General features: G+C 63.0%; 23 protein-coding genes. 9 read left to right on the plus strand and 14 right to left on the minus strand.

All coding sequences use genetic code 11. The annotated features are described in order from the left end of the window. Positions 1-17 precede the first annotated feature (17 nt). Positions 18-2435 carry a DNA topoisomerase (ATP-hydrolyzing) subunit B gene (gyrB, locus tag ACR0EF_RS16170; protein WP_170373220.1) on the minus strand — a complete coding sequence of 806 codons (2418 nt, stop codon included), beginning with the start codon at positions 2433-2435 and terminating at the stop codon, positions 18-20. 125 nt (positions 2436-2560) lie between these two features. Continuing rightward, the gene (locus tag ACR0EF_RS16175; RefSeq protein WP_170373221.1) at positions 2561-3133 is read right to left on the minus strand and encodes a TetR/AcrR family transcriptional regulator; all 573 of its coding nucleotides are present in this window, start codon (positions 3131-3133) and stop codon (positions 2561-2563) included. A gap of 97 nt (positions 3134-3230) precedes the next feature. Between ACR0EF_RS16175 and ACR0EF_RS16180 the strand changes: the two genes are divergently transcribed. After that, positions 3231-3797 carry a carboxymuconolactone decarboxylase family protein gene (locus tag ACR0EF_RS16180; RefSeq protein WP_170373222.1) on the plus strand — a complete coding sequence of 189 codons (567 nt, stop codon included), beginning with the start codon at positions 3231-3233 and terminating at the stop codon, positions 3795-3797. Between the two features lie 5 nt (positions 3798-3802). On the opposite strand, the gene recF is transcribed toward ACR0EF_RS16180, so the two are convergent. From recF to mutM, 7 genes are all read right to left on the minus strand, one after another. Then, positions 3803-4903: a DNA replication/repair protein RecF gene (gene recF / locus ACR0EF_RS16185; protein WP_170373223.1), complete on the minus strand. Its 1101-nt coding sequence runs from the start codon at positions 4901-4903 to the stop codon at positions 3803-3805. Positions 4904-4962: 59 nt separating this feature from the next. After that, positions 4963-6084 (minus strand): DNA polymerase III subunit beta, encoded by a 1122-nt coding sequence (gene dnaN, locus ACR0EF_RS16190; protein WP_170343114.1) that lies wholly within the window; start codon positions 6082-6084, stop codon positions 4963-4965. A 221-nt stretch (positions 6085-6305) separates the two neighbouring features. Next, entirely contained in the window at positions 6306-7697 is a 1392-nt protein-coding gene (gene dnaA / locus ACR0EF_RS16195; protein ID WP_170372420.1) for a chromosomal replication initiator protein DnaA, read from the minus strand. 76 nt (positions 7698-7773) lie between these two features. Beyond that, positions 7774-8001 (minus strand): hypothetical protein, encoded by a 228-nt coding sequence (locus ACR0EF_RS16200; RefSeq protein WP_170343116.1) that lies wholly within the window; start codon positions 7999-8001, stop codon positions 7774-7776. A 238-nt stretch (positions 8002-8239) separates the two neighbouring features. Next, the gene (gene rpsT, locus ACR0EF_RS16205) at positions 8240-8503 is read right to left on the minus strand and encodes a 30S ribosomal protein S20 (protein WP_093963612.1); all 264 of its coding nucleotides are present in this window, start codon (positions 8501-8503) and stop codon (positions 8240-8242) included. Positions 8504-8733: 230 nt separating this feature from the next. Then, positions 8734-9510 (minus strand): enoyl-CoA hydratase, encoded by a 777-nt coding sequence (locus ACR0EF_RS16210; protein ID WP_170373224.1) that lies wholly within the window; start codon positions 9508-9510, stop codon positions 8734-8736. Between the two features lie 66 nt (positions 9511-9576). Next, on the minus strand, positions 9577-10428 hold the full coding sequence (mutM, locus tag ACR0EF_RS16215; RefSeq protein ID WP_170372422.1) for a bifunctional DNA-formamidopyrimidine glycosylase/DNA-(apurinic or apyrimidinic site) lyase: 852 nt from the start codon (positions 10426-10428) through the stop codon (positions 9577-9579). An 86-nt stretch (positions 10429-10514) separates the two neighbouring features. Between mutM and ubiE the strand changes: the two genes are divergently transcribed. Then, positions 10515-11267, plus strand: coding sequence for a bifunctional demethylmenaquinone methyltransferase/2-methoxy-6-polyprenyl-1,4-benzoquinol methylase UbiE (gene ubiE / locus ACR0EF_RS16220; protein WP_170342404.1), 753 nt, complete (start codon positions 10515-10517; stop codon positions 11265-11267). 3 nt (positions 11268-11270) lie between these two features. Then, entirely contained in the window at positions 11271-12800 is a 1530-nt protein-coding gene (gene ubiB, locus ACR0EF_RS16225) for a 2-polyprenylphenol 6-hydroxylase (protein ID WP_170372424.1), read from the plus strand. Positions 12801-12894: 94 nt separating this feature from the next. Here ubiB and ACR0EF_RS16230 read toward each other — a convergent pair whose 3' ends face one another. Then, positions 12895-14070 (minus strand): acetyl-CoA C-acyltransferase family protein, encoded by a 1176-nt coding sequence (locus ACR0EF_RS16230; protein ID WP_170373225.1) that lies wholly within the window; start codon positions 14068-14070, stop codon positions 12895-12897. A 117-nt stretch (positions 14071-14187) separates the two neighbouring features. Here ACR0EF_RS16230 and ACR0EF_RS16235 point away from each other — a divergent pair, with 117 nt between their 5' ends. The 6 genes from ACR0EF_RS16235 to ACR0EF_RS16260 all read left to right on the plus strand — a co-directional run bounded on the left by ACR0EF_RS16235 (position 14188) and on the right by ACR0EF_RS16260 (position 19838). Further along, entirely contained in the window at positions 14188-14754 is a 567-nt protein-coding gene (locus ACR0EF_RS16235; RefSeq protein WP_170343122.1) for a helix-turn-helix domain-containing protein, read from the plus strand. A gap of 117 nt (positions 14755-14871) precedes the next feature. After that, positions 14872-16056 carry a glycine C-acetyltransferase gene (locus ACR0EF_RS16240; RefSeq protein ID WP_170373226.1) on the plus strand — a complete coding sequence of 395 codons (1185 nt, stop codon included), beginning with the start codon at positions 14872-14874 and terminating at the stop codon, positions 16054-16056. Next, positions 16056-17006 (plus strand): PLP-dependent cysteine synthase family protein, encoded by a 951-nt coding sequence (locus tag ACR0EF_RS16245; protein WP_170372432.1) that lies wholly within the window; start codon positions 16056-16058, stop codon positions 17004-17006. The genes ACR0EF_RS16240 and ACR0EF_RS16245 overlap by 1 nt, the downstream gene beginning before the upstream one ends. 20 nt (positions 17007-17026) lie before the next feature. Then, positions 17027-18055 (plus strand): L-threonine 3-dehydrogenase, encoded by a 1029-nt coding sequence (gene tdh, locus ACR0EF_RS16250; RefSeq protein WP_170367774.1) that lies wholly within the window; start codon positions 17027-17029, stop codon positions 18053-18055. A gap of 64 nt (positions 18056-18119) precedes the next feature. Continuing rightward, positions 18120-19007, plus strand: a complete 888-nt coding sequence (locus tag ACR0EF_RS16255; protein WP_170359924.1) for a tryptophan 2,3-dioxygenase — start codon at positions 18120-18122, stop codon at positions 19005-19007. Positions 19008-19010: 3 nt separating this feature from the next. Further along, the gene (locus tag ACR0EF_RS16260) at positions 19011-19838 is read left to right on the plus strand and encodes an alpha/beta hydrolase (RefSeq protein ID WP_170367540.1); all 828 of its coding nucleotides are present in this window, start codon (positions 19011-19013) and stop codon (positions 19836-19838) included. Positions 19839-19889: 51 nt separating this feature from the next. On the opposite strand, the gene infB is transcribed toward ACR0EF_RS16260, so the two are convergent. From infB to rimP, 4 genes are read right to left on the minus strand one after another with little or no spacing between them, the layout of a single operon-like run. After that, the gene (infB, locus tag ACR0EF_RS16265; RefSeq protein ID WP_170372434.1) at positions 19890-22373 is read right to left on the minus strand and encodes a translation initiation factor IF-2; all 2484 of its coding nucleotides are present in this window, start codon (positions 22371-22373) and stop codon (positions 19890-19892) included. A gap of 8 nt (positions 22374-22381) precedes the next feature. After that, on the minus strand, positions 22382-23005 hold the full coding sequence (locus tag ACR0EF_RS16270; protein ID WP_170343128.1) for an RNA-binding protein: 624 nt from the start codon (positions 23003-23005) through the stop codon (positions 22382-22384). Positions 23006-23027: 22 nt separating this feature from the next. After that, complete coding sequence (gene nusA / locus ACR0EF_RS16275; protein WP_093963624.1) at positions 23028-24647, minus strand: transcription termination factor NusA; 1620 nt, start codon at positions 24645-24647, stop codon at positions 23028-23030. Continuing rightward, positions 24647-25237, minus strand: coding sequence for a ribosome maturation factor RimP (gene rimP, locus ACR0EF_RS16280; RefSeq protein WP_170343129.1), 591 nt, complete (start codon positions 25235-25237; stop codon positions 24647-24649). The genes nusA and rimP overlap by 1 nt, the downstream gene beginning before the upstream one ends. Positions 25238-25343 lie beyond the last annotated feature (106 nt).

A 25343-nucleotide genomic window follows, 5' to 3' on the forward strand; every position in this document is an offset into this window, starting at 1 on the left:
GTAGTCTTGCGAAGCGACTAGAAATCCAGGTTTTCCACGCTCAGCGCGTTTTTCTGGATGAATTCACGGCGCGGCTCGACCACGTCGCCCATAAGCTTGGTGAACAAGTCATCGGCCTCGACCATGTCATCGACACGCACCTGCAGCAATGTCCGCGCATCCGGATCCAGCGTAGTTTCCCACAGCTGATCGGGGTTCATCTCACCCAGGCCCTTGTAGCGCTGGAGCGACAGACCTTTTTCGCCCTCTTCCAAAATGGCGCGCAGCAGATCCAGCGGGCCGTGGATGACCTGCGACCGGTCGCGGCGGACCAATGTGGCCGGCAGGTTGTAGACGTCCTGCAGGCTCTGGGTAAAGCTGCCTGTCTTGCGCGCTTCGCCGGAACGCAGCATCGGACCGTCCAGCGTGCGGACTTCTTCGACGCCGCGCAGGATGCGCGCTAGTCTGATACCGTGATCCTGAGTGATCCGGCCCTGCCAGCCGCGCTCGTATTCCAGCGCAATCAGGTCCAGTCGCGCCGCGACCTTGTCGGCCACGCCCTGCAGGTCGGCATCCACCGCCCCGGGCACAAACGCCCCGGCAACGGCGGCCTGTTCAAGGATGTGACGCGGGTAATGCGTCGGGAAGGCATCCAACACGCGCTTGAGCTGGCGCGCCTCGTCCACCACACGGGTCAGATCCTGACCCACGATCTCTTCACCCGAGCCCAACTTGAGCACGGCGCCCTCGACACCCTGGTTGATCAGATAGTCGTCAAGCGCCGCCTGATCCTTCAGGTAAACCTCTGACTTTCCACGTGAAACCTTGTACAGCGGCGGCTGCGCGATGTAGAGATATCCACCTTCGATCAACTCGGGCATCTGACGGTAGAAAAACGTCAGCAGCAGGGTCCGGATATGTGCACCGTCCACGTCAGCATCGGTCATGATGACGATCTTGTGGTAGCGCAGCTTCGAGATGTCGAACTCGTCCCGGCCGATACCGGTGCCAAGCGCCATCACAAGGTTGCCGATTTCCTGGCTAGAGAGCATCCGGTCGAACCGCGCACGTTCGACGTTCAGAATCTTGCCGCGCAGGGGCAGAACCGCCTGCGTCAGACGATCGCGACCGGTCTGCGCTGATCCGCCGGCCGAGTCCCCCTCGACCAGGAAAACTTCGCTTTTGGCCGGGTCCTTCTCAGAGCAATCCTTGAGCTTGCCGGCCAGATAGTTGACATCCATCGCCGTCTTGCGTCGGGTCAGTTCGCGGGCTTTCCTCGCCGCTTCCCGCGCCAAGGCGGCCTCGATGATCTTGCCGACGATGGTCTTGGCCTCGTTGGGGTTCTCCTCGAACCACTCGGCCAGCTTCTCGTTCATCAACCCTTCGACAGCCGGGCGCACTTCCGAGCTGACAAGCTTGTCCTTGGTCTGGCTGGAAAACTTCGGGTCAGGTACTTTGACGGACAGCACGCAGGTCAGGCCTTCGCGCGCATCATCGCCGGTGAAGCTGACCTTTTCCTTTTTCGCGATCCCGCTGGACTGTGCGTAGTTGTTGATCGTGCGGGTCAGCGCTCCACGGAAGCCAGCGACATGCGTGCCGCCATCCCGCTGGGGGATGTTGTTGGTAAATGGCAGGACGGTTTCGTGATAGCTGTCGTTCCACCACATCGCGATCTCGACCCCGATATCGTCGCGCTCGCCCTTGATATAGATGGGCTCGGGCATGGCCGGAGTTTTCGACCGATCGAGGTATTTCACGAATTCCTTGACGCCGCCCTCGTAGAACAGTTCTGTCTCAAGCCGCTCGGCCGGACGCTCGTCAATCAGGATGATCCGCACGCCCGAGTTCAGGAAGGCCAGTTCGCGCAACCGCTTCTCCAGCGTCTCAAACGCATACTCAAGGTTCGAGAACGTATTGGTCGAAGCCAGGAACCGCACCTCGGTTCCGGTCCGGTCGCCGCATTCGCCGACCACTTTCAGATGCTCCGAGGTTTCGCCGCCTTCAAACCGGGCGAAATGCTCTTTGCCGTTCCGCCAGATGCGCAGCTCCAGCCAATCGGACAGTGCGTTCACCACCGAAACGCCCACGCCGTGCAGACCGCCCGACACCTTGTACGAGTTCGAGTCGAATTTCCCGCCGGCGTGCAGCTGGGTCATGATGACCTCGGCCGCCGAGACGCCTTCTTCGGGGTGGATGTCCACCGGAATCCCGCGACCATTGTCGCTGACCGAGACGCTGGAATCGGCGTGAATCTTGACGGTCACATGGTCGGCGTGACCGGCCAGAGCCTCGTCAATGCCGTTGTCCACGACCTCGTACACCATGTGGTGCAGACCGGACCCGTCGTCGGTGTCACCGATATACATACCGGGGCGTTTGCGGACAGCCTCCAACCCCTTGAGAACCTTGATGGAATCTGCGCCGTATTCCTGATTTGCCTGTGCGTCTTCGGACATGCCGTCAGTACCTATATTATTTTGGTAACTTATACGTTCTCTGGTGGGGAATGTCACGTCATCCCCCCAGATTTTGTGCCGGTTCTTTCAGGCGCGAGCCGAGCTGATCGGCCGACCTCAGACGGTCACAATCCATCCAGATCGGCGGCGATATCAGCAGCGATTTGGCGGGCATCGACATCGCCGCGCTCGGCCGACAGGCGCAGGCCCAACAAGTCGGACTGGTAGCGCGCCGCCAGCCGTTCGGGATCATGGTCGGCGCCGATCTGCCCCTGCGCCTGCGACTGCCGGAACAGATCGGCGAAACAGGTTTTCATCCGTGACAGATGGGTCGCAGCCAGTTGCGCCAGATCGTGGTCCTTTGCGCTCAGCTCGGCATAGGTCTTGGCCAGCATGCAGGCCTTTGCGGGCGCGTTCGCGGCCTCGACGACCAAACGCGGCTGGGTCTTGAGCGCACCCAGCGGCCCCAATTCCCGGGCCAGGGCTTCAAGCCGAGCAACACCTTCATCCGCATAGCGTTCCAGCGTCAGGGCATACAAGGCGTCCTTAGACCCGAAGGCCGCGTAAAAACTGCCGGGCTTCAGCTTCAGCCCACGCTCGAGATCCTTCAGGGACGTGCCCGCCCAGCCCTGGCGCCAGAACAGGTCTCGGGCCTGCGCGATCAGCGCGTCACGGTCATAGGCAGGTTTGCGGGGCATGTGATCACCAATTCTTGAACGATTACTCAAATATATACTTGAGTGATCGCTCAATAAAGCCTATTTCGGACTCAGCCGCCAGAAAAGGAGACCCGAAATGGCCAATTTTCCCTCGCATGACCTGAACACCGCCCCCGAAGGTTCGAAACCCCTGCTCGAGAAATCGCAGGCCGCGTTTGGCCGCCTGCCGGGCCTGCACAAGGTCATGGCCGAAAGCCCACAGCACCTTGAGGCCTATCAGGTTCTGCACCACCTGTTCCTGCAGACCGATTTCGACAACGACGAGAAAACCGTCGTCTGGCAGACCATCAACGTGGAAAACGAATGCCACTATTGCGTTCCGGCCCATACCGGCATCGCCAAGATGATGAAGGTGCCCGACGAGATCACCGAAGCGCTGCGCAATGAGACCCCGCTGCCCTCGCCCAAGCTCGAGGCGCTGCGCACGTTCACGCTGCAGGTGATGAACCAGCGCGGCAACGTCACCGACGCGCAGTTGCAGGCGTTCTTCGATGTTGGCTATTCGCACCGCGCCGTTCTGGACGTGATCTTGGGCCTGGCGCAGAAAACCATGTCGAACTACGTCAACCACATGGCCCAGACACCGGTTGACGAGGTGATGCGTCCCTTCCTGTGGGAACGCAAGGTCGGCGAGCCGGCCTGATCGGCTCAGGCGGGGGTGACGGTCGAGCCGTCACCCGCGTCATTGACCACGAAAGACTGCGCCCGGTCGCCCAGTTCGGCGAACAACTCGGGGCCTGTTCCGGTCATCCAGGCCTGCGCCCCCAGCGCGCAGATTTCGTCATACAACGCCGCCCGGCGGTCCGCGTCCAGATGGGCCGCAACCTCGTCCAGCAACAGGATCGGTGGCGCTCCGACCTGCGCGGCCAGCGCCCGCGCGTTGGACAGAATCAACGACACCAGCAGCGCCTTCTGCTCTCCGGTCGAACATTCACTGGCCGCAACGCCTTTTGCGGCAAAAACCCCATACAGATCCGACCGGTGCGGCCCCACCAATGTGCGCCCCGCCGCTAGGTCGCGGAACCGGCTTTCGGCCAGCGCCTCCAACAGATCCTGCGCGCTTTCGGGCATGTCCCCTTCGGACTGAACAAGTTCCAGTTCCGCCGAGGGAAAGGCGGTCTCGGCCTGTTCCTGCGCCGCGCGCAACTGCGCCAGAGCACCCAGCCGCGCGGTATGAATGCGATGCCCGGTTTCGGCCATCTGAGCCTCGAGCGCCGCGTACCAATGCGCGTCACGCACCTGCTCTTTCAGCAGGCGGTTCCGTTCGCGCATGGCCTTTTCATAGATCAACGCGGCCTCGGCATGGCTCGGATCGAAACTCAGCGTCACCCGGTCCAGAAAGCGCCGTCGGCCTTCGGCGCCTTCGATCCAAAGCCGGTCCATCGCGGGCATCAGCCAGACGACCCGCGCCAGCTTGCCCAGATCGATCTGGCTGGCTGCCTTTCCGTCGATCCGGACCTGCCGCGCTGCGCCCCCCTCGGACCAGGTTTCGATCTCGGACCGGCGGCCCTGAACGTCCAGAAGACCGCTCAGCTTCCAGCCCAGCGCCTCGGGCCGGCGCGTCATCTCGGCGGCGCTGGCCCGGCGCATGCCGCGGCCGGGTGAAAACAGGGATACCGCCTCGAGAATATTGGTCTTGCCGGCCCCGTTCGGCCCGAACAAGGCCACCGGCCGCCCGTCCAGCGCCATGCGCGCCAGCTTGTGCGACCGAAAATGCGAGACCGTCAATTCGGTCAGGGCCAAAGCCATGACCCCTCCCTTCATCCTTGTACAAACACGCGCGCCGGACGCATCCCGCGCCCGCGCGATCAGACGCGCATCGGCATCACGACATAGACCGCGCTGTGGTCATTGCCTTCGCGCATCAGGGTCGGGTCGCCCGCCGAGTTGAACAGGAACACCGCGTTCTCGCGGTCCACCTGGCTTGCGATTTCCAGCAGGTACTTGGCGTTGAAGCCGATTTCCAGCCGTTCGTCGCCATAGGCCACGGCCAGCTCCTCCTCGGCGGCGCCGCTGTCGGGCGCATTCACCGACAGGACCAGCTTGTCGCCGTCCAGCTGCAGCTTTACCGCACGGGACCGCTCGGACGACACGGTGGCCACCCGGTCGACAGCCTGGGCGAACTCGGCCGCGTCCACTTCCATCTTGCGGGTGTTGTTCTGCGGAATCACGCGGGTGTAGTCGGGGAAAGTCCCGTCGATCACCTTCGAGGTCAGCGTGATGTCGGGTGTGGCAAAGCGCACCTTGGTTTCGCTGACCGACACCGCGATGTCCATGTCGTCATCTTCCAGCAGCTTGCGCAGCTCGCCCACCGTTTTGCGCGGAACGATCACGCCAGGCATATCGGCGGCCCCGTCGGGACAATCCGCGTCGATCCGCGCCAGACGATGCCCGTCCGTGGCCACGCAGCGCAACACCTTGCCGCCCTCGGGGCCATCCGTCACATGCATGTAGACGCCGTTCAGGTAATACCGGGTCTCTTCCGTCGAGATGGCGAATTTCGACTTGTCGAACAGCCGCCGCAGCAGAGCCGCCGAAGCGGTGAAGTTCGACTGGTATTCCGAGGACGCCATCACCGGGAAATCCTCTTTCGGCAGGGTCGCCAGCGAGAAGTTCGACCGCCCCGCCTCGACCGTCAGCCGGCCAGCCGCGCTGTCGGCGGTCAGCGTGACCAGCGCGCCATCGGGCAGCTTGCGCACGATCTCGTGCAGAGTCGTTGCCGCAACCGTGGTTGCGCCCGCCTTTTCGACCTGCGCGGGGGCCTTGTCGACCACCTCGATATCCAGATCGGTCGCGCGGAACAGAACCTGATCGCCCTCTGCCTCGATCAGCACGTTGGCCAGGATTGGAATCGTGTTGCGGCGTTCCACAACGGACTGGGCCTGCGAAACGGCCTTGAGCAGCGTGCCGCGTTCGATGCTGATCTTCATACCCTCAATTCCTCTGATTTGAGTGCTTACATGGGCGGGACTGGCAAGTTAGCGGTTCAGCCCTGAGGCACAAGGATTTTTTACCGATTTCTGGGTCGGAACGCGCAAACCGTCAAGGTCCCGAGCGGCCCTGTGCCCCAGTTCCGTGGAAATCGTGGAAAAATGCGCACAGAAAAACCGCCCCCGCGCAAGGCCAGGGCGGTTTTTCGAATTGCAGGGGCTCAGGCTTCGAGCGCCCGGCGCAGCATTTCCACATCTTCGGCGATCTGACCGTCGGTCAGCTTCAGCTCTTCGATGCGTTTGACGCCGTGCATGACGGTGGTGTGGTCACGCCCGCCAAAGCGGCGGCCGATCTCGGGTAGCGACCGGCTGGTCAGCTGCTTGCACAAATACATCGCCACCTGACGCGGGCGGGCATAGGACCGCAGGCGTTTCGGCCCGATGATGTCGGACAGGCGGATGTTGTAGTAGTCGGAAACCTTGCGCTGGATCTCTTCGACGGTGATCTTGCGTTCCGAGGCGCGCAGCACGTCGGCCAGACAGTCCTGCGTCAGTTCCATGTCGATCTCGCGGCCGACCAGCGAGGCAAATGCGAACAGCCGGGTCAGTGCCCCTTCCAGAACGCGCACGTTGGTCGAGATGCGATGGGCCAGGAATTCCAGCACGCCATCGGCGATCTTCAGGTCGGGATAGGTCTTGGCGTATTGCTGCACCTTGTTCTGCAGAATGCCCAGGCGCAGCTCGTAATCGGTCGGGTGCAAGTCAACCACCAGTCCGCATTGCAGACGCGACTTGACCCGTTCCTCCAGATCCTTGATCTCACCCGGCGCGCGGTCGGCCGAGATTATGATCTGTTTGTTCTGATCCACCAGCGCGTTGAAGGTGTGAAAGAACTCCTCCTGCGTCGAATCCTTGCCGGCGATGAACTGCACGTCATCGACCATCAGCACGTCGACCGAGCGGAACAGGTGTTTGAAATCCATCATCCGGCGTTCGCGCAGGGCCTGTACGAAGCGGTACATGAACTGTTCGGCAGACAGGTACAGCACATTGAGCTCGGGGCGTTTGGTCTTCAGCTCCCAGGCGATGGCATGCATCAGGTGCGTTTTACCGAGGCCAACACCACCGTACAGAACCAGCGGATTGAATGTGACGGGGCCGCCTTCGGAAACACGGCGCGCGGCGGCATGGGCCAGTTCGTTCGGCTTGCCGACGACGAAGGTGTCGAAGGTAAAGCGCGCGTCCAACGGTGCGGCCTGCAGCGACTCGAGCGCTTCATTGGTTCCGTTGCTTTCTGGTGCCAGCTCGAAATTGACCGGCTCCGGCTGGTCTTCGACCGGCTGGACCGCGGCGGCGGGACGCGCTGGTGAGTTGGCGGCCACCCGGAAGGCCAGGCGCTGAACCGACTCTCCGGCCGTGTTCAACTCGTACAGAATGAGGTCTGCAAAATTTTGACTGACGTAGTTCCCCATGAAGTTGGTCGGAACCGAAAATACGGCCACGCCACCCTTCAATTCCTGAAATTCCAAAGGTTCAATCCAGGTCGTAAAATTGTTCCGGCCCACGGCCTTCAGCAATTTGTTACGCAGTTGTCCCCATTTTTCTTGTGTCATCCAGCGCCTCACGCATCCCAATATTTTTGACCTAATCGGCCTTATGATTGTGACCGGTATCCCGGTTCTTATACGTTCACTCGCGCGCAGATATTCTGTCGCCGAAACCCCAAGAATCGGCGGGAATATCAGTGGTCACGACGCTTGCCTGTTTGACGACGACCAAAAAGTACAGCCGCCCAAACCGCGGTTTGCGCCACGCAGTTCCAGTTTTCGACAGGGCCAAGATCATCGGAGTAGCCGAGATCCGCAGCAGATCGTCAAACCGGTTGGCACCGGTTGCCGACATTCGCCCCTGGATCATTCTGATGCCCGTCAGTCCGATCGCAGGAACAGCCTGTCCCCCCAAGCGAGTGAATCGCTGAACCTGTCGTAGCAAGAGGCAGTGGGGCCGGGCAACGAAACTCTGATATTGACTCGGGTCTTTGGGCGAAAGAATCTCTCGGTTTCGTGAAGGCGCGGCATTCTGGCAACAACGCAAAAGGCGCCGCACGGGGCGACGCCTTCGAAACCGGAATGAACCAGCAAATGTTGACGCTAGGTCAACCCAGCGCTTTGACGCGCGCCGACAGGCGCGACATCTTGCGGGCTGCGGTGTTCTTGTGGAACACGCCTTTGGTGACGCCGCGCATCAGCTCGGGCTGGGCCGCGCGCAGAGCGGCGGTTGCCGCGTCCTTGTCGCCGGATGCGATTGCTTCTTCGACCTTGCGCAGGAAGGTGCGGATGCGCGAACGACGTGCTTTGTTGATTGCATAACGCTTCTCGTTCTGACGAGCGCGTTTCTTTGCCTGGGGCGAGTTTGCCATGTGTCTCTGACCTTTGTTCGGTACGTTTTTCTAGGGTTGCACGTCACGGAATTACCCGCACCGGATCAGAAATCACGAGTGTGAATCGGGCCAAGCGGGCCGCACGCGCATGTATGGTGGCGGTCAATAGCCAAGTTTTCAGACTTTGCCAAGCCGATTCTTGGCCTTGTTGCTCGCCACGAAAAAAGGCGGGCAACGCCCGCCTGATCCTACCGTCCTGTCGGCGCCGGTTATTTGTCGCGGAACTGGGCCGCGCGCTTTTCAAGGAATGCGGCCATGCCTTCCTTCTGGTCTTCGGTCGCGAACATCGAGTGGAAGACGCGCCGCTCGAACAGCATGCCCTCGCTCAGCGGAACCTCGTAGCTGCGGTTGACCGCCTCTTTCGCGGCCATCGCGGTCAGCAGCGATTTCTCGGCAATCTTCTGGGCCGCGCCGGTCGCCTCTTCGATCAGCTTCTTGACCGGCACCACGCGCGACACGAGGCCCGAGCGCTCGGCCTCTTCGGCATCCATGAAACGCCCGGTCAGGTTCATGTCCATCGCCTTGGACTTGCCCACGAACCGCGTCAGGCGCTGGCTGCCGCCCATCCCGGCGATGACGCCCAGATTGATCTCAGGCTGGCCGAACTTGGCGGTGTCTGCGGCGATGATGAAATCGCACATCATGGCCAGCTCGCACCCGCCGCCCAGAGCATAGCCCGCCACCGCCGCGATGATCGGCTTGCGGATCGCGGTGATCCGGTCGTTGGCGTCGGCGAACAGGTTGGTGGTGTAGACATCGACAAAGCTCATCTCGGACATCTCCTTGATGTCCGCGCCCGCAGCGAATGCCTTTTCCGATCCGGTGATGACGATGCAGCGCACCTTGTCATTGGTGTCCGCGTCCTCGAGCGCCTCGCACAACTCACCCAGAAGCTGAGTGTTCAGCGCGTTCAACGCATCGGGTCTGTTGAGCTTGATTAGGGCGACGTGGTCTTCGATTTCGACGATGATCGTCTCAAAAGCCATGAGGTCTGAGCTTTCGGTTGTTCCGTTCAGGTCCAATTCCTTACCACGCGGAAAACTCGGATCAAGCTATCTTTGGCATTGCGCGCAATAGAAGGTTGAGCGTCCCGACTGGGTGATTCTGCGGATTTCGGCCCCGCAGCCCTCGGTCCGGCAGGGCTGGCCCTCGCGCCCGTAGACGTCGAAACTGTGCTGAAAATATCCAAGCTCTCCATCGGCTTGCCGGAAATCGCGCAGCGAGGATCCGCCGGCCTCGATGGCCTCGGCCAGCACCGTCCGGATCACCGGAACCAGGGCTCCGACCCGCCCGGCCGAGATCTGACCCGCCTTGCGACGTGGCGACACTCTGGCGCGGTAGAGCGCCTCGCAGACATAGATGTTGCCCAGCCCGGCAACGATTCTCTGATCCAGCAGCGCCGCCTTGACCGGTGTGGCCCGGCCGCGGAAGGCCTCGATCAGATAGGTCTCGTTGAATTCGTTGCTCAGCGGCTCCGGCCCCAGCACGGTCAGCAGCTTGTGCTGCTCGGCGGTAGCCGTGGGCATCAGGTCCATCGCCCCGAACCGGCGCGGATCATTGAAGGTGATGCGCGCGCCGTTGGCCATGTGAAACACCACATGGTCATGTTTCTGCGGCATCGAGTGATGATGCACGAACTGGCCCAGCGGATCACCCGACACGGTCATGCGGCCCGACATGCCCAGGTGAATCAACAGGGTTTCGCCGCCGCTCAGATCGGCCAGGATGTATTTCGACCGTCGCCGCAGACGTTCGACCCGCTGGCCGGTCAGCCGTTCGGCCATCCGCTCAGGGAAGGGCCAGCGCAGATCGGGGCGGTTCACGTCCGCCCTTTCGATCACCACACCTTCCATCGCTGGGGCAAGGCCGCGTCTTACTGTCTCGACCTCGGGCAATTCGGGCATTAGACGGCTCCTATTCCAAAGGGCCGCATTGTGCCCCGGTTTCCAGGCCCTATAACAGAGACGAAATTCGACGAACGGCAAGGCTTATGTCCGACAACAGCGACAAGACCACTCATTTCGGTTTCGAAACCGTCCCCGAGGCCGAAAAGGCCGGGCGCGTGCAGGGCGTATTCAACTCGGTCGCGTCGAAATACGACGTGATGAACGACGTGATGTCGATGGGCATCCACCGGGTCTGGAAGGACGCGATGATGGACTGGCTGGCGCCACGCCCCGGCCAGCGCCTGCTGGACGTGGCTGGCGGTACGGGCGACATCTCGTTCCGCTTCCTCAAGCGGGCGGGCCACGGCCATGCCACCGTTCTGGACCTGACCGAGCCGATGCTGATTGAGGGTCGCAAACGCGCCGAGGCCGCGCAGATGGCCGACAGCCTGGACTGGGTGGTGGGCGACGCGATGGCCCTGCCGTTCGAGGACAACACCTTCGACGTCTACACCATTTCCTTCGGCATCCGGAACGTGACCCGCCCGCAAGAGGCCCTGAACGAGGCCTACCGCGTGCTCAAACCCGGCGGCCGCCTGATGGTGCTGGAGTTCAGCCGACTGCCCAATGACGGGCTGCAAAAGCTCTATGACCTCTACAGCTTCAACGTGATACCACGAATGGGCAAGCTGATCGCAAACGACTATGACAGCTATCAATACCTGGTCGAATCGATCCGCAAATTCCCCGATCAGGATACCTTTCTGGGCATGGTCCGCGCCGCCGGTTTCGAGATCGCGAAATACCGCAACCTCAGCATGGGCATCGCCGCCCTGCATTCCGGCTGGAAGATCTGACGTATGCGCGGCCCCCACAACATCATCCGCCTGATCCGCACGGGCGCCACGCTGGAGCGCACTGGCGCCATGAACGTGGTGCTGGACGCTTTCGAGGCTCCGCGTGCGTTGCGGATCGTGGCCCACACTCTGGGCAAACCGTTCCAATGGCTGGGCTACAAGGGCGACCCGTCCATGCCGCCGGCGACCCGGGCGCTGACCGCCCTGGGCCCGGCCTACATCAAGTTCGGTCAGGTCCTGTCCACGCGCCCCGATGTCGTCGGCGAAGAGCTGGCCGAACAGCTGCGCGTCCTGCAGGACAAGCTGCCCCCCTTTCCACGCGACGTGGCCATGGCCGAGGTCGAAAAGGAGCTGGGCCAACCTCTGGACGAGATGTTCTCGGAGTTCAGCGAACCGATCGCGGCCGCCTCAATCGCGCAGGTCCACAAGGCGAAATTGGCCAGCACCGGCGAGGACGTGGCCGTCAAGGTCCTGCGCCCCGGCATCGAACGCGCCTTCCGCAAGGATGTGGATGCGTTCTATTTCGCCGCCCGGATCGTCCAGCTTTTCGCCCCCGGTGCGCGCCGACTGCGCCCGATGGAAGTGATCGAGCATTTCGACGGCGTCGTCCGCGGCGAACTGGATCTCAGGCTCGAAAGTTCGGCGGCCTCGGAATTTGCCGCCAACACGCAGAATGACGAAGGCTTCTGGCTGCCGCCCGTGGTCTGGTCGCTGTCCGCGCGCCGGGTCATGACGCTCAGCTGGGCCGACGGTATCCCCTTGGGCGACAACGCAGCGCTGGACGCCGCAAATCACGACCGCCGCGACCTGGCCGAGCGGGTGCTGCGCCTGTTCCTGCTGCACGCCCTGCGCGATGGCTTCTTCCACGCCGACATGCATCAGGGCAACCTCAAGGTCGCCGCGAACGGCGACATCATCGCCTATGACTTCGGCATCATGGGCCATATCGACGAATACACCCGCCGCGTCTATGCCGAGATCCTCTTCGGCTTCATCCGCCGCGACTACAAGCGCGTGGCCGAGGTGCATTTCGAGGCCGGCTACGTCCCGGCCGACCAGGATGTCGATGAATTCGCCCGCGCCCTGCGCGCGGTGGGCGAGCCGATCTTCGGCATGGATGCCACCCATATCTCGATGGGCCGCCTGCTGAACTACCTGTTCGAGGTGACCGAACGCTTCGGCATGGAAACCCGCACCGAACTGATCCTGCTGCAACGCACGATGGTGGTGGTCGAAGGCGTCGCCCGCTCGCTCGACCCGCATATGAACATCTGGGAGGTCGCCCGCCCCGTGGTCGAGGACTATATCAAGCAGTCCATCGGCCCCCGTGCCGCGCTGCGTGATTTTGGAAAAACAGCGCTGGTTCTTGCGCGGTTTGGGCCCCGCCTGCCTGATCTGGTCGAGAATGCCCTGATTGCCCAAACCCGCAAGGATGATCCATCCGGGTCAGATTTCTGGCCCAAGGCCATTCCCGCCGCGATCGGAGCAGTCGCCGGGGCAGTGACCGTCCTGATCCTTTCGGGCCTGGGCTGAAAGGCGCGGTCGCTTCATCTGGCCAAAAACATCCTCGGGGGGAATCGCGCCCCGGCGCGATGGGGGGCAGACAGCCCCCCTGCCCAGCCTGAAATCAGAGCCGTTCGATGGCGATGGCAATCCCTTGCCCGCCACCGATACACATGGTGATCAGTCCTTTCGACCCGCCGATGCGCTCCAACTCGTACAGAGTCTTCAGCGTGATGATCGCCCCGGTGGCCCCTACCGGATGACCCAGGGCGATGGCTCCGCCATTCGGGTTCACCTTGGCCGGGTCCAGCCCAAGCTCCTTGTTCACTGCCAGCGCCTGGGCGGCAAAGGCCTCGTTGCTTTCGATCACGTCGAAATCGCCCGCCGACAGGCCGGTCCGCTCCAAAAGGTTGCGCACGGCCGGAACCGGGCCGATCCCCATCACTTCGGGGCGGACACCTGCATGAGCATAGCCCAGGATGCGCGCCTTGGGCGTCAGGCCGGCTTTCTCGGCGGCATCGGCCGTGGCCAGAACCATCGCCGCCGCGCCGTCATTGATGCCCGAGGCGTTGCCCGCGGTCACACGCCCGTCCTTCTGGAACACCGGGCGCAACCCGGCCAGGGCTTCGGCCGTGGTCGCCTTGGGATGCTCGTCGACCTTGAAATCGACCATGTCGCGCTTGACCTTGACCTGCACCGGCGCGATCTGGCTGTCGAAATAGCCCGCCTCAATCGCAGCCGCCGCGCGCTGCTGGCTGGCCAGCGCAAACGCGTCCATCTCCTCGCGCGTGATCTGGTGTTCATCGGCAACGTTCTCGGCGGTGACGCCCATATGCCCGGTGCCAAAGGGGCAGTTCAGCGCGCCCAGCATCATGTCCAGCGACTTGATGTCGCCCATCTTGGCGCCCCAACGCGCCTGCGGAACGATGTAAGGGCTGCGCGACATGCTCTCGGCGCCGCCGGCCACGGCAAATTCGGCATCCCCCAGCATCAGCGATTGAACTGCCGATACGATGGCCTGCGCGCCCGACCCGCACAGCCGGTTCACGTTCATCGCCGGGGTGCCGTTCGGAATGCCCGCCTGCATCGCCGCGACGCGCGACAGGTACATGTCGCGCGGCTCGGTGTTGATGACATGTCCGAACACCACATGCCCGATCCGGTCGCCTTCGACGCCGGATTTCTCAAGCGCGGCCTTGGTCACGACGGTGGCCAGATCAATCGGCGGGGTCGCGGCCAGCGACCCTCCGAACGTACCGATTGCGGTGCGGGCACCGTCCAGAATCACGATGTCGGTCATGTCTCTCTCCTCTTGGATTTGCGCGCAGTATGCACCCGCAGCATGGGCCTGTCGCGCGGGACGTTCCGTCATCGGCGGAATTGACAATTCACACCCGGACGCGCAAGAAATTCCGCCATGACGGAAAACTCAGACGATATCCTGACACGCCTGCCCGCCCGCCTGAAAGAGGCCCGGCGCGCCAAGGGACTGTCACTGGAAGCGGTGGCCAATCTCAGCGGCGTCTCCCGGTCGATGGTCAGCCAGATCGAACGCGGCGAAAGCAGCCCCACGATCTCGACCCTGTGGAACCTGACCCGTGCGCTACAGGTCGATTTCGCCGGTCTTCTGGAAGAGTCCGAGACCACCGACCAGATCGAAGTGCTGCGCAGCGCCGAGGTGCCCAGCATCGACAATATGGGCCAATCCTGCCGGATCCGCATCCTCTCGCCACCCGAGGAGGCCGGCGGCCACGAGGTCTATGATATCCGGTTCGACGCAGGTGGCGCACTGAACAGCCAGCCCCATGCCCGCGGTGCGCGCGAACAGCTGACCGTGCTGGAAGGGACCGTCCGCGTCACCTCGGGCGCCGCGACGATGGAACTGCGCCAGGGCGACACGGCCCGGTATGCGGCCGATGTGGCCCACGCCATCGCGGCGCCGGACGGACCCGCCCGCGTGTTCCTGATCGTCAAGAACGCCTGATCCGCACATATCGGCCAATTTCCGCCTTCACGGATTTTTTTCCGCCATACTGAAAATCTCCTATTTGGGAAGCGCGTCCGTTATGTTAGATACGCGACTCAGAAGAAGGAGATCGCCATGGCTGATGCATTCCTGTCCCACGTTTCGGACACCCTCTCGCAGATCAAGGCGGAAGGCCTGTACAAGACGGAACGAATGATCACCTCGCCCCAAAGCGGCGAGATCACGGTGGGCGGACGTCAGGTCATCAACCTGTGTGCCAACAATTACCTGGGTCTGGCCGACCATCCGGCGCTGATCGAGGCCGCGAAGAACGCGATGGAGCCCAAGGGGTTCGGCATGGCCTCGGTCCGGTTCATCTGCGGCACGCAGGACATCCACCGCGAGCTGGAGCAGCGGCTGGCCAAGTTTCTGGGCAAGGACGATTCGATCCTGTTCGCGGCCTGTTTCGACGCCAATGGCGGGCTGTTCGAACCCCTGCTGGGCCCCGAGGATGCCATCATCTCGGACAGTCTGAACCATGCCTCGATCATCGACGGGGTCCGGCTGTGCAAGGCCAAGCGCTATCGCTACATGAACAATGACATGAACGACCTCGAAGCCTGGCTGAAACAGGCGCGCGAGGACGGGGCGCGGCACATCATGATCGCGACCGACGGTGTGTTCTCGATGGATGGCTACCTGGCCAACCTGCCCAGGATCCGCGCACTGGCCGACAAATACGACGCGGTGGTGATGGTCGATGACTGCCACGCCACCGGCTTCATGGGGCCGCGCGGGGCGGGCACGCCGGATCATTTCGGCGTGGACGTGGACATTCTGACCGGGACATTGGGCAAGGCACTTGGGGGGGCAATCGGCGGTTACATCGCCGGGCCGCAGCCAGTGATCGACCTGCTGCGGCAGCGGGCGCGGCCTTATCTGTTCTCGAATTCGCTGCCGCCTTCCATCGTCGCCGCCGGGCTCGAGGCGATCCGCCTGGTCGAAGAGGGCGACATGCTGCGCAAGCAACTGTTCGGTAACGCGAAATACTGGCGCGCCGGGCTGGAGAAGCTGGGGTTCGACCTACTTCCGGGTGAACATCCGATCATTCCCGTGATGCTGGGCGAGGCGCAGCTGGCGCAGGACATGGCCGCCCGTCTGTTCGACGAAGGCGTCTATGTCTCGGGCTTCTTCTTCCCGGTGGTCCCGCGTGGCCAGGCCCGCATCCGCACCCAGATGAACGCGGCGCTGACCCGCGACGAGCTGGACCGCGCCCTGGCCGCCTTCGGTAAGGTCGGCAAGGCGTTGGGGGTCATCTGATGGTTCTGAACTCGGTCATCGACGCGATCGGCGATACGCCCCTGGTCGAGCTGTCCCGGGTTTGCCAAACACTGGATCTGGGCGGCCGTATTCTGGCAAAGCTGGACTATTTGCTGCCGGGCTTCTCGAAAAAGGATCGGGCCGCCCGGTCCATCATCGAACAGGCCCGCGCCGACGGCAGCCTGATCCCGGGGCAGACGGTGGTCGAGCTGACCTCAGGCAACATGGGCACCGGTCTGGCGATTGTCTGCGGCATTCTGGGGCACCCGTTCGTGGCGGTCATGAGCGCAGGGAACTCGGTCGAACGCGCCCGCATGATGCGCGCCATGGGCGCCGAGGTGGTGATCGTCCCTCAGGCCGAAGGCGGCAAACCGGGCGAAGTCTCGGGCGCCGACCTGGCGCTGGTGGATGACGCCGCCCGCCGCATCACCGCCGAGCGCAACGCATTCCGCGCCGATCAGTTCGGCCACGCGGGCAACCCCAAGGCCCATGCCGCCGGGACGGGTCCGGAAATCTGGGCCCAATCAGCAGGTGCCGTGACAGCCTTTTGTGATTTTGCCGGCTCTGGCGGCACACTTGCCGGGGTCTCTGACTACCTGTCACCCCTTGGGGTGCGGTGCTATGCGGTCGAGCCCGACGGCGCTCGTGCCTTGGCCGGTGAACCCGTCCGTGCGCCCGATCATCCGATCCAGGGCGGTGGTTATGCGATGTCGGTTCTGACGCATCTGAACGGAGCGAAATTGGCCGGTCATCTGTCCGTCACCGGCGCATCAGCGCGCGACGCCGCCCGCCTGTTGGCCCGCACCGAAGGCATCTTTGCGGGCTTTTCCGCCGGGGCGAACCTGGCTGCCGCCATCGACCTGCTGCGTGGCCCCGAACGCGGTGGCTGCATCGCCATCGTGATGTGTGACAGCGGCTTGAAATACCTGTCGACCGATTTGTGGGAGTGATCCGGATGCGACCCAACACGATGAAAGCGCTGGAGAAGTCCAGGCCCGAAGAAGGGCTGTGGATGGTACAGGCCCCGGTCCCCGAGATCGGCCCCGACGAGGTTTTGATCCGCGTGAAAAAGACCGGGATCTGCGGCACCGACATCCATATATGGAACTGGGATGAATGGGCGTCGCACACGGTGCCCGTTCCCATGATCACCGGCCACGAATTCGCCGGCGAGATCGTCGAGCTGGGCCGCAACGTGACCGGGTTGAAGATCGGCCAGCGGTGCTCGGGCGAGGGTCACCTGATCGGCACCGACAGCCGCCAGAGCCGCGCGGGCAAGTTCCACCTTGACCCGGGCACGCGCGGGATCGGGGTGAACGAACAGGGCGCCTTTGCCCAATATCTCAAGCTGCCGGCCTTCAACGTGGTGCCCCTGCCCGACGACATCCCCGACGAGATCGGCGCGATACTCGACCCGCTGGGCAATGCCGTGCACACCGCGCTGAGCTTCGATCTGCTGGGCGAGGACGTGTTGATCACCGGCGCCGGCCCGATCGGGATCATGGCCGCCGCGGTGGCCCGCCACGCCGGCGCCCGGCATGTGGTGATCACCGACATCAACCCCGACCGGCTGGCGCTGGCGCAGCATGTCGTGCCCTCGGTCCGAGCGGTGAACGTGGCCAAGGAAGAGCTGCAATCGGTGATTTCCGACCTGGGCATGAGCCAGGGTTTTGACGTGGGGCTGGAAATGTCGGGCTCGCAGGCGGCGCTGGATCAGATGGTCGAGGCACTGGTGATGGGCGGCAAGATCGCCCTGCTGGGTATTCCGCCCGGAAAATCACCCGTCGACTGGAGCCGCATCGTGTTCAAGGCGATCACCATCAAGGGCGTCTACGGCCGCGAAATGTTCGAGACCTGGTACAAGATGATCGCGATGTTGCAGAACGGTCTGGATGTCAGCCGGGTCATCACCCATCGCTTTGCCGCCGATGACTTTGCGCAGGGCTTTGCCGCCATGAAGTCGGGAAAATCGGGCAAGGTGGTGCTGGACTGGGCCTGACCCTCTGGATAGTTGCAAACGCACCTTCTAGACAGGTGCGCACACATGCCGGGGAGGAAATGAAATGGCCGACAAAGCCAAGGGCGACCGCCCGCTGGAACGGGGAATCGAAGACACGCTGGTAACCGATTTCGCGGACACGCACCGCAAAAGCTATGGCGATTTCCTGCAACTCAAGACCCTGCTGAACTTGCAGAAAACCTTTCAGGACCCGGCCCAACCCGATGAGATGCTGTTCATCATCATCCATCAGGTCAGCGAGCTTTGGCTGAAACTGATGCACCATCAGCTGGTCGAGGTGCGCCGGTTTCTGCAGCAGGATGAGTTCGGCCCCGCGATGAAGAACCTGGACCGGATCAAGGCGATCCAGCGCCAGTTGATCGCCGCGTGGGAAACCCTGCTGACCATGACGCCCGCCGACTATATGACCTTCCGCAAGGCGCTGGGCAATTCATCCGGCTTCCAGAGCTACGGCTATCGCCAGATCGAGTTCATCCTGGGCAACAAGGACACCGCCACGCTGAAGGTGCATGAGCACGACCCCGAAGTGATGGAGATGCTGACCGCCGCTCTGGTCAAACCGTCGCTGTATGACGAGGTATTGCACATGCTGGCGCGGCAGGGGTTCGACGTGCCGCAGGACCTGCTGGACCGGGACTATTCAAAGACCTATTCCGGCGATCCGCGCATCGTGAAGATCTGGGCCGAGATCTACCGGAACACGGGCCGGTACTGGGACCTGTATGCGCTGGGCGAAAAGCTGATGGATGTGGAATCGCTGTTCCAGCGGTGGCGGTTCGACCATGCGACCGCCGTGGAACGTGTGATCGGCATGCAGCCAGGCACTGGCGGCTCCAGCGGCGTGGCTTTTCTGCGCAAGGCGCTGGAGCTGCGATTCTTCCACGACCTTTATGACGTGCGCACCGACCTGATGTACGGCGGACAGGGCTGAGCCATGCTGTATCGCGGATTTACCCAAGCCGAGCTGGAGCGCGAATACGCGCCCAGTTCGATGATCGGCGGCGACCTTGCCCCCTATCTGGCGGCCTATTCAGCGCTCAGCGCGCAGGCGCGGGCGCAACTGACGGTGCAAGAGACCCTCGGCTATGGCGACACTCCCGCGCAGGTGCTGGATTTCTTTCCCGCCCGCGCGCCCGGCGCACCGCTGCATGTGTTTATCCACGGCGGCTATTGGCAGGCGCTCAGCCAGCGCGACTCGGCGATGATGGCGCCCGCGCTGGTCCAAGGCGGGCAGGCCTTTGCGACGGTGAACTACACGCTCGCCCCCGACGCGCGGCTGTACCAGATGGTCGATGAATGCCGGACCGCGCTGATGTGGCTGGCCACTCGGGCCAAGTCGCTGGGGTTCGACGCCTCGCATGTCACCCTGTCCGGGCACAGCGCCGGCGCGCATCTGGCGGCGATGGTCATGGCGACCTCGGCCGACCAATTCGCCCGGATCGGCCTGCGGGTGCGCGAAGTCATCCTGATCAGCGGCGTCTACGACCTGGAACCGATCAGTCTGACCCCGGTCAACGATCCGCTGCAGTTGACTCCGGTCGAGCTGCACGACCTGTCCCCCATCCTGCGCCTGCCCGCGCCCGGGCCGCGTTATCGGGTCACGGTGGGCGAGCGGGACACGGGCGAGTTCATCCGCCAGAGCCGCGACTATGCCGAAGCGTTGCGCAAGGCCGGCCATGCCGTCAGCTTTGACCTGCAGCCGGGCACGCACCATTTCGACATCATCCTCAAGGACGGGACGTTTCTGAACGACCACCCCTGAAAACGAAAACGGCGGCCCTGGGGACCGCCGTTTCTTTCAATTTCGACCGGATCAATCCAGCGTGCGGGTGACTTCCTCACGCTCGAAGATCTCGATCACGTCGCCCGGGCGGATATCGTCGTAATTCTCGAACGCCATACCGCATTCCTGACCCGACTGAACCTCGGCCACTTCGTCCTTGAAGCGTTTCAGCGTCTTCAGCGTGCCTTCGTGGATCACCACGTTGTCGCGCAGCAGGCGCACGCCGGCCGAACGGCGGGCAACGCCCTCGGTGACCAGACAGCCGGCAACCTTGCCGACGCCGGTGACCTTGAACACTTCCTTGATCTCGGCATAGCCGATGAACTTCTCGCGGATCTCGGCGCTCAGCAGGCCCGAAGCGGCGGCTTTGACGTCATCCACCAGGTCGTAGATCACCGAGTAGTAGCGGATCTCGACGCCCTTCTGGTTGGCGGTGTTGCGCGCCGATGCGTTGGCCCGCACGTTGAAGCCAAAGACCGGAGCCCCCGACGCTTCGGCCAGGCCGATATCGGTTTCGGTGATGGCGCCGACGCCCGAGTGCAGCACGCGCACGCGCACCTCGTCGTTGCCGATCTTCTCCATCGCCTGCACGATGGCCTCGGCCGAACCCTGCACGTCAGCTTTGACCAGAATGGGCAGCTCGGCCACGTTCTCGTCTTCTTTGGCCTTCTGCATCAGCTGTTCCAGCGTGGTCGCGGCACCGGCGGCGGCGCGCTTGTCCTTGGCAACCTGCGCGCGGTACTCGGCGATCTCGCGGGCCTGCGCCTCGGTCTCGGTCACGTTCAGAACGTCACCGGCCTCGGGCGTACCGTTGAGACCCAGCACCTCGACCGGAACCGAAGGCCCGGCTTCCTGGACGCGCTCGCCCTTGTCGTTGATCAGCGCGCGGACCTTGCCGTACTGCTCGCCCACGACGAAGATGTCGCCCTGGCGCAGCGTGCCCTTCTGGACCAGAACGGTCGCGACCGGGCCACGGCCCACGTCCAGCTGCGCCTCGATCACGGCGCCTTGTGCGGCGCGGTTCGGGTTGGCCTTCAGCTCCAGAATCTCGGCCTGCAGCGCGATGGCTTCCAGCAGATCGTCCAGACCCTGACCCGTGATGGCCGACACTTCGACATCCTGAACCTCGCCGGACATCTTTTCGACGATCACCTCGTGCTGCAGCAGGTCGGTGCGCACCTTGTCCGGGTTGGCCTCGGGCTTGTCGACCTTGTTGATCGCAACGATCATCGGAACACCGGCGGCCTTGGCGTGGTTGATTGCCTCGACCGTCTGCGGCATCACCGCGTCATCCGCCGCGACAACCAGCACCACGATGTCCGTTACCTGAGCCCCGCGCGAGCGCATCGAGGTAAAGGCCGCGTGGCCCGGCGTATCCAGGAAGGTCAGCGTAGTGCCGTCGTTGGTCTGCACCTGATAGGCGCCGATATGCTGGGTAATGCCACCGGCCTCGCCCGCAACGACTTTGGCGTCGCGGATCGCATCCAACAGCGAGGTCTTGCCGTGGTCGACGTGACCCATGATGGTAATGACCGGCGGACGGGGCTGCAGGTCTTCATCCTTGTCCTCGACATCCGAGATGACATCCTCAACATCCGCATCCGAAACCCGCACGACCTTGTGGCCGAATTCTTCGATGATCAGTTCGGCAGTGTCGGCGTCGATGGTCTGGTTCTGCGTGACCATCATACCCATGTTCATCAGCGACTTGACGACATCGGCGACGCGTTCGGCCATACGGTTGGCCAGTTCCGAGACGACGATCGCCTCGGGCAGTTGAACCTCGCGGATCACCTTTTCCCGTTCGACCGAACCGCCCATGGCTTTCTGCCGCGCACGCTCCTGCTTGCGCTTCATCGATGCCATCGAACGCTGCCGACCGCCTTCACCGCCCGAAAGCGCCTGATTCAGGGTCAGCTTGCCCGAACGGCGACCATCGTCACGGCCCTTGCCGCGTGTCTGACGCTGTTCGCGGTCCGCCTTGCGCGGCGTTTCCGCTGGCGCAGGCTTGCTGGCCGCGGGGGCCTTGGCCTTGTTGGGCGCCTCTTTCGCGGCCGCGGCTTCTGCTGCGGCGCGCTGAGCGGCTTCTTCAGCCTCTTTCTGCTTGCGCTCTTCTTCCTCGGCTTTCTGCCGGGCTTTCTCCTCGGCCTCGCGCTGTTCGCGCTCTTTGGCCTCCTGTTCGGCGCGGCGGCGTTCACGCTCTTCTGCGCGCGCCTTTTCCTCGGCCTCGCGGCGCTCGGCTTCCTCGGCCTCACGGGCCTTGGCCGCCTGCAACGCCTTCAGGCGCCGATTCATCTCGGCATCGGAAATCCCGGCCGGCCGGCGCGAAGGATCACCCGACGGCGCAGCGCCACCGCTGGGCTTGGACGCTCCCGGCTTGGGAACCACCACGCGCTTGCGTTTGGTTTCCACCACGACATTCTTGGTGCGTCCGTGGCTGAAACTCTGTTTCACATTCCCGGGGCGTGCCCCGCCACGAAGACCCAATGTCTTTTTGCCGTCACTATCGCTCATAAAGCTTCTTACCCTTCCGCGCGGCCCTTGCCGCCGTCATCCATATCGCGCAAGCCACGCAGGCGCTGCGCTTCCTCTACAACACGTTTGGCGAGTCCGCCAGAGGCGAGCGCCGCATGAATCACCGTTTGGCGCCCAAATGCCGCCCCAAGCTCGTCTGCGGTCAGCCAGCCAATGTATTTCCCGAAATGCGGCGTGCTCAGCTTGGACTTGCCGCGCCCGGAACCATCGACCGCCTGAATCAGAACCCAGGCCTCTTCGCGGTCAAGCCAGGACTTGACCTTTTCATACCCGGCGACCGCATCGCCGGACTTTCGCGCCAGGCTGATCAATTCGATCACGCGGCGCGACAATTGACGCTCCACCTCGTCCACAAGGTCCTGCGGTACAGTCACCTGCGCCTTGAACCCGCGTGCAAACAGCTTCTTGCCGACGGCCGTGTCCAGCGCCTTGCGATCCGCCGAGACATAAACGCCCCGACCCGGCAACTTGGACGCGACATCCGGGAAAACCTGCCCATCCGGGCCGGTTACAAAGCGGATCAGCCCGTACCGAGGCTGCACCTCGCCCGTGGCGATGCATTTCCGCTCTGGCCCTTCGGACCGTTCCTTATGGACGCCACCGCGACCCATGTGTGCCACCCGAGGCCTGGAATCAGGCCTCGGCCTCCTCGTCTGCTGCTTCGTCCTCGACGTCTGCCTCGGGCTGCTCCAGATCGGCGGGGTCGACCCAGCCCAGCATGACCCGGGCGGTCATCACCAGATCCTGTGCCTCTTCCAGCGTCACGCCAAAGGGTTCGAGAATACCGTCATCCTTGACCCGCTGGCCATCAACCGTGGTCCAGCCTCCGGCCAGTTCCCAGTCAGCGCAGGTTGCAAAGTCTTCCAGCGTCTTGACGCCGTCCTTGGCAAGCGCCTCAACCATTTGGGGTGTCAGACCCTCAAATTCAATAAGGCTGTCCTCGGCACCCAGGCTGCGGGCGCTGTCCAGCGCCGCCTTGGCCTGTGCCTCAAGGAATTCGCGCGCACGGGCCTGCAGCTCGTTTGCAGTGCCTTCATCGACGCCATCGATCACCAGCAGTTCGTCCAGCTCGACATAGGCCACTTCTTCCAGGTTGGTGAACCCTTCCGAGACCAGCAGCTGGGCAAAGAATTCGTCCAGGTCCAGGCTGTCCATGAACAGCTGCGTGCGGGCTTCGAACTCCTTCTGACGGCGCGCCGATTCTTCGGCCTCGGTCATGATGTCGATGTCCAGACCGGTCAGCTGGCTGGCCAGACGCACGTTCTGACCACGACGACCGATCGCCAGAGACAGCTGTTCCTCGGGCACGACGACTTCGATCTTGCCGGCTTCCTCGTCAAGAACCACCTTGGAAACCTCGGCGGGCTGCAGCGCGTTCACCAGGAAGGTCGGCTGGTCTTCGTTCCACGGGATGATGTCGATCTTTTCGCCCTGCAGCTCGTTCACGACGGCCTGCACGCGGCTGCCGCGCATACCAACGCAGGCGCCGACGGGATCGATCGAGTTGTCATACGAGATGACCGCGATCTTGGCACGCGAACCGGGATCACGGGCCACGGCCTTGACCTCGATGATGCCGTCATAGATTTCCGGCACTTCCATCTTGAACAGCTCGGCCATGAACTCGGGCGCCGTGCGCGACAGGAAGATCTGGTGACCACGCGTTTCGCGGCGCACTTCCTTGATGTAGGCGCGCACCCGGTCATTGGGGCGATAGCTTTCGCGACCGATCTTGTCGTTGCGGCGCAGAACAGCCTCGGCCCCACCCAGATCGACGATCACGTTGCCGAATTCCTCGCGCTTGACGGCGCCGTTGATGATGGTGCCGACACGATCCTTGAAGTCTTCGTACTGGCGGTCACGCTCGGCCTCACGAACCTTCTGCAGGATCACCTGCTTGGCCGACTGAGCCGCGATCCGGCCCATTTCCACCGGCGGGACCTCTTCCACGAATACATCACCGATCTCGGGCGATTCCATGTATTGCTTGGCCTGCTCGACGGTCATCTCGGCCTGATAGTTCTCAAGCTCGTCATCCGCGACCACGGTGCGGACCCGGGTAAAGGTCGCCTTGCCGGTCTTGCGGTCGATGGACACACGGATGTCCATTTCCGCGCCGTAGCGGCTCTTGGCGGCACGGGCGAGCGATTCCTCCATCGCTTCGACGACCAGACCGGGGTCGATCATCTTTTCGCGGGCCACGGCCTCGGCGGTCTGCAACAGCTCAAGCTGGTTTGCTGAGGTGATTGCCATCAGTTCGTCTCCTCTTCGGACCCTTCGGTCTCAATCTCGTCGAAAGCGTTTTCGTTCAGGGCGCCGGCATCCTTGCGCTGGCGCAACATTTCCTTGATCAGGTCATCAGTCAGGACCAGCTTGGCATCGCTCAGCCAGTCGAATTGCAGACCGATTGTCACGGTATCTTCGCCGTTGGGGATGTTGATCAGAACCTCATCCCCTTCGACACCGGCCAGTTCCCCTTTGAAGCGGCGGCGGCCGTCGATCAGTTCGGTGGTTTCCAGCTTGGCCTCGTAGCCCTCGAACATCTCGAAGTCCTTCAGCCGCGTCAGCGGGCGGTCGATGCCAGGGCTGGACACCTCGAGCGTATAGGCGTCGAGGATCGGGTCCTCGACGTCCAGCGTGGCGCTGACCGCGTTCGAGATCTCGGCGCAATCATCCACCTCGATGCCGCCATCGGGCTTGTCGGCCATGATCTGCAGCGTAGTCTGCTTGCCGCTCATCAGGCGGATGCGGACCAGCTCGTACCCCAGATCCTCGATCACCGGAGTGATGATCTCGGCCAGTCGTCGGTCGATCGCCGCCTTGGCTATCAGGTCGTTTGTCATATGGTGCACTACCCTTCAATCGGGCACAAAAAAACGGGCGCGCGGCCCGTCGAATTTTCCGGTGGAGCCTCGGACCAGAAGTCCGACACGCCGCTGTTGCAACTGC

The organism is Ruegeria sp. CG8 (assembly GCF_056537165.1).

Bases quoted from the DNA above. Each gene is read 5' to 3' on its own strand.
- ubiB (WP_170372424.1), top strand. From the start codon at position 11,271: ATGCGCGGCCCCCACAACATCATCCGCCTGATCCGCACGGGCGCCACG.
- ACR0EF_RS16200 (WP_170343116.1), bottom strand. From the start codon at position 8,001: ATGATCCAGGGGCGAATGTCGGCAACCGGTGCCAACCGGTTTGACGAT.
- ACR0EF_RS16235 (WP_170343122.1), top strand. From the start codon at position 14,188: ATGACGGAAAACTCAGACGATATCCTGACACGCCTGCCCGCCCGCCTG.
- rimP (WP_170343129.1), bottom strand. From the start codon at position 25,237: ATGACAAACGACCTGATAGCCAAGGCGGCGATCGACCGACGACTGGCC.
- ACR0EF_RS16240 (WP_170373226.1), top strand. From the start codon at position 14,872: ATGGCTGATGCATTCCTGTCCCACGTTTCGGACACCCTCTCGCAGATC.
- mutM (WP_170372422.1), bottom strand. From the start codon at position 10,428: ATGCCCGAATTGCCCGAGGTCGAGACAGTAAGACGCGGCCTTGCCCCA.
- tdh (WP_170367774.1), top strand. From the start codon at position 17,027: ATGAAAGCGCTGGAGAAGTCCAGGCCCGAAGAAGGGCTGTGGATGGTA.
- ACR0EF_RS16270 (WP_170343128.1), bottom strand. From the start codon at position 23,005: ATGGGTCGCGGTGGCGTCCATAAGGAACGGTCCGAAGGGCCAGAGCGG.
- ACR0EF_RS16260 (WP_170367540.1), top strand. From the start codon at position 19,011: ATGCTGTATCGCGGATTTACCCAAGCCGAGCTGGAGCGCGAATACGCG.
- recF (WP_170373223.1), bottom strand. From the start codon at position 4,903: ATGGCTTTGGCCCTGACCGAATTGACGGTCTCGCATTTTCGGTCGCAC.
- ACR0EF_RS16245 (WP_170372432.1), top strand. From the start codon at position 16,056: ATGGTTCTGAACTCGGTCATCGACGCGATCGGCGATACGCCCCTGGTC.
- ACR0EF_RS16230 (WP_170373225.1), bottom strand. From the start codon at position 14,070: ATGACCGACATCGTGATTCTGGACGGTGCCCGCACCGCAATCGGTACG.
- ACR0EF_RS16255 (WP_170359924.1), top strand. From the start codon at position 18,120: ATGGCCGACAAAGCCAAGGGCGACCGCCCGCTGGAACGGGGAATCGAA.
- dnaA (WP_170372420.1), bottom strand. From the start codon at position 7,697: ATGACACAAGAAAAATGGGGACAACTGCGTAACAAATTGCTGAAGGCC.
- ACR0EF_RS16175 (WP_170373221.1), bottom strand. From the start codon at position 3,133: ATGCCCCGCAAACCTGCCTATGACCGTGACGCGCTGATCGCGCAGGCC.
- ACR0EF_RS16180 (WP_170373222.1), top strand. From the start codon at position 3,231: ATGGCCAATTTTCCCTCGCATGACCTGAACACCGCCCCCGAAGGTTCG.
- rpsT (WP_093963612.1), bottom strand. From the start codon at position 8,503: ATGGCAAACTCGCCCCAGGCAAAGAAACGCGCTCGTCAGAACGAGAAG.
- gyrB (WP_170373220.1), bottom strand. From the start codon at position 2,435: ATGTCCGAAGACGCACAGGCAAATCAGGAATACGGCGCAGATTCCATC.
- ACR0EF_RS16210 (WP_170373224.1), bottom strand. From the start codon at position 9,510: ATGGCTTTTGAGACGATCATCGTCGAAATCGAAGACCACGTCGCCCTA.
- nusA (WP_093963624.1), bottom strand. From the start codon at position 24,647: ATGGCAATCACCTCAGCAAACCAGCTTGAGCTGTTGCAGACCGCCGAG.
- ubiE (WP_170342404.1), top strand. From the start codon at position 10,515: ATGTCCGACAACAGCGACAAGACCACTCATTTCGGTTTCGAAACCGTC.
- dnaN (WP_170343114.1), bottom strand. From the start codon at position 6,084: ATGAAGATCAGCATCGAACGCGGCACGCTGCTCAAGGCCGTTTCGCAG.
- infB (WP_170372434.1), bottom strand. From the start codon at position 22,373: ATGAGCGATAGTGACGGCAAAAAGACATTGGGTCTTCGTGGCGGGGCA.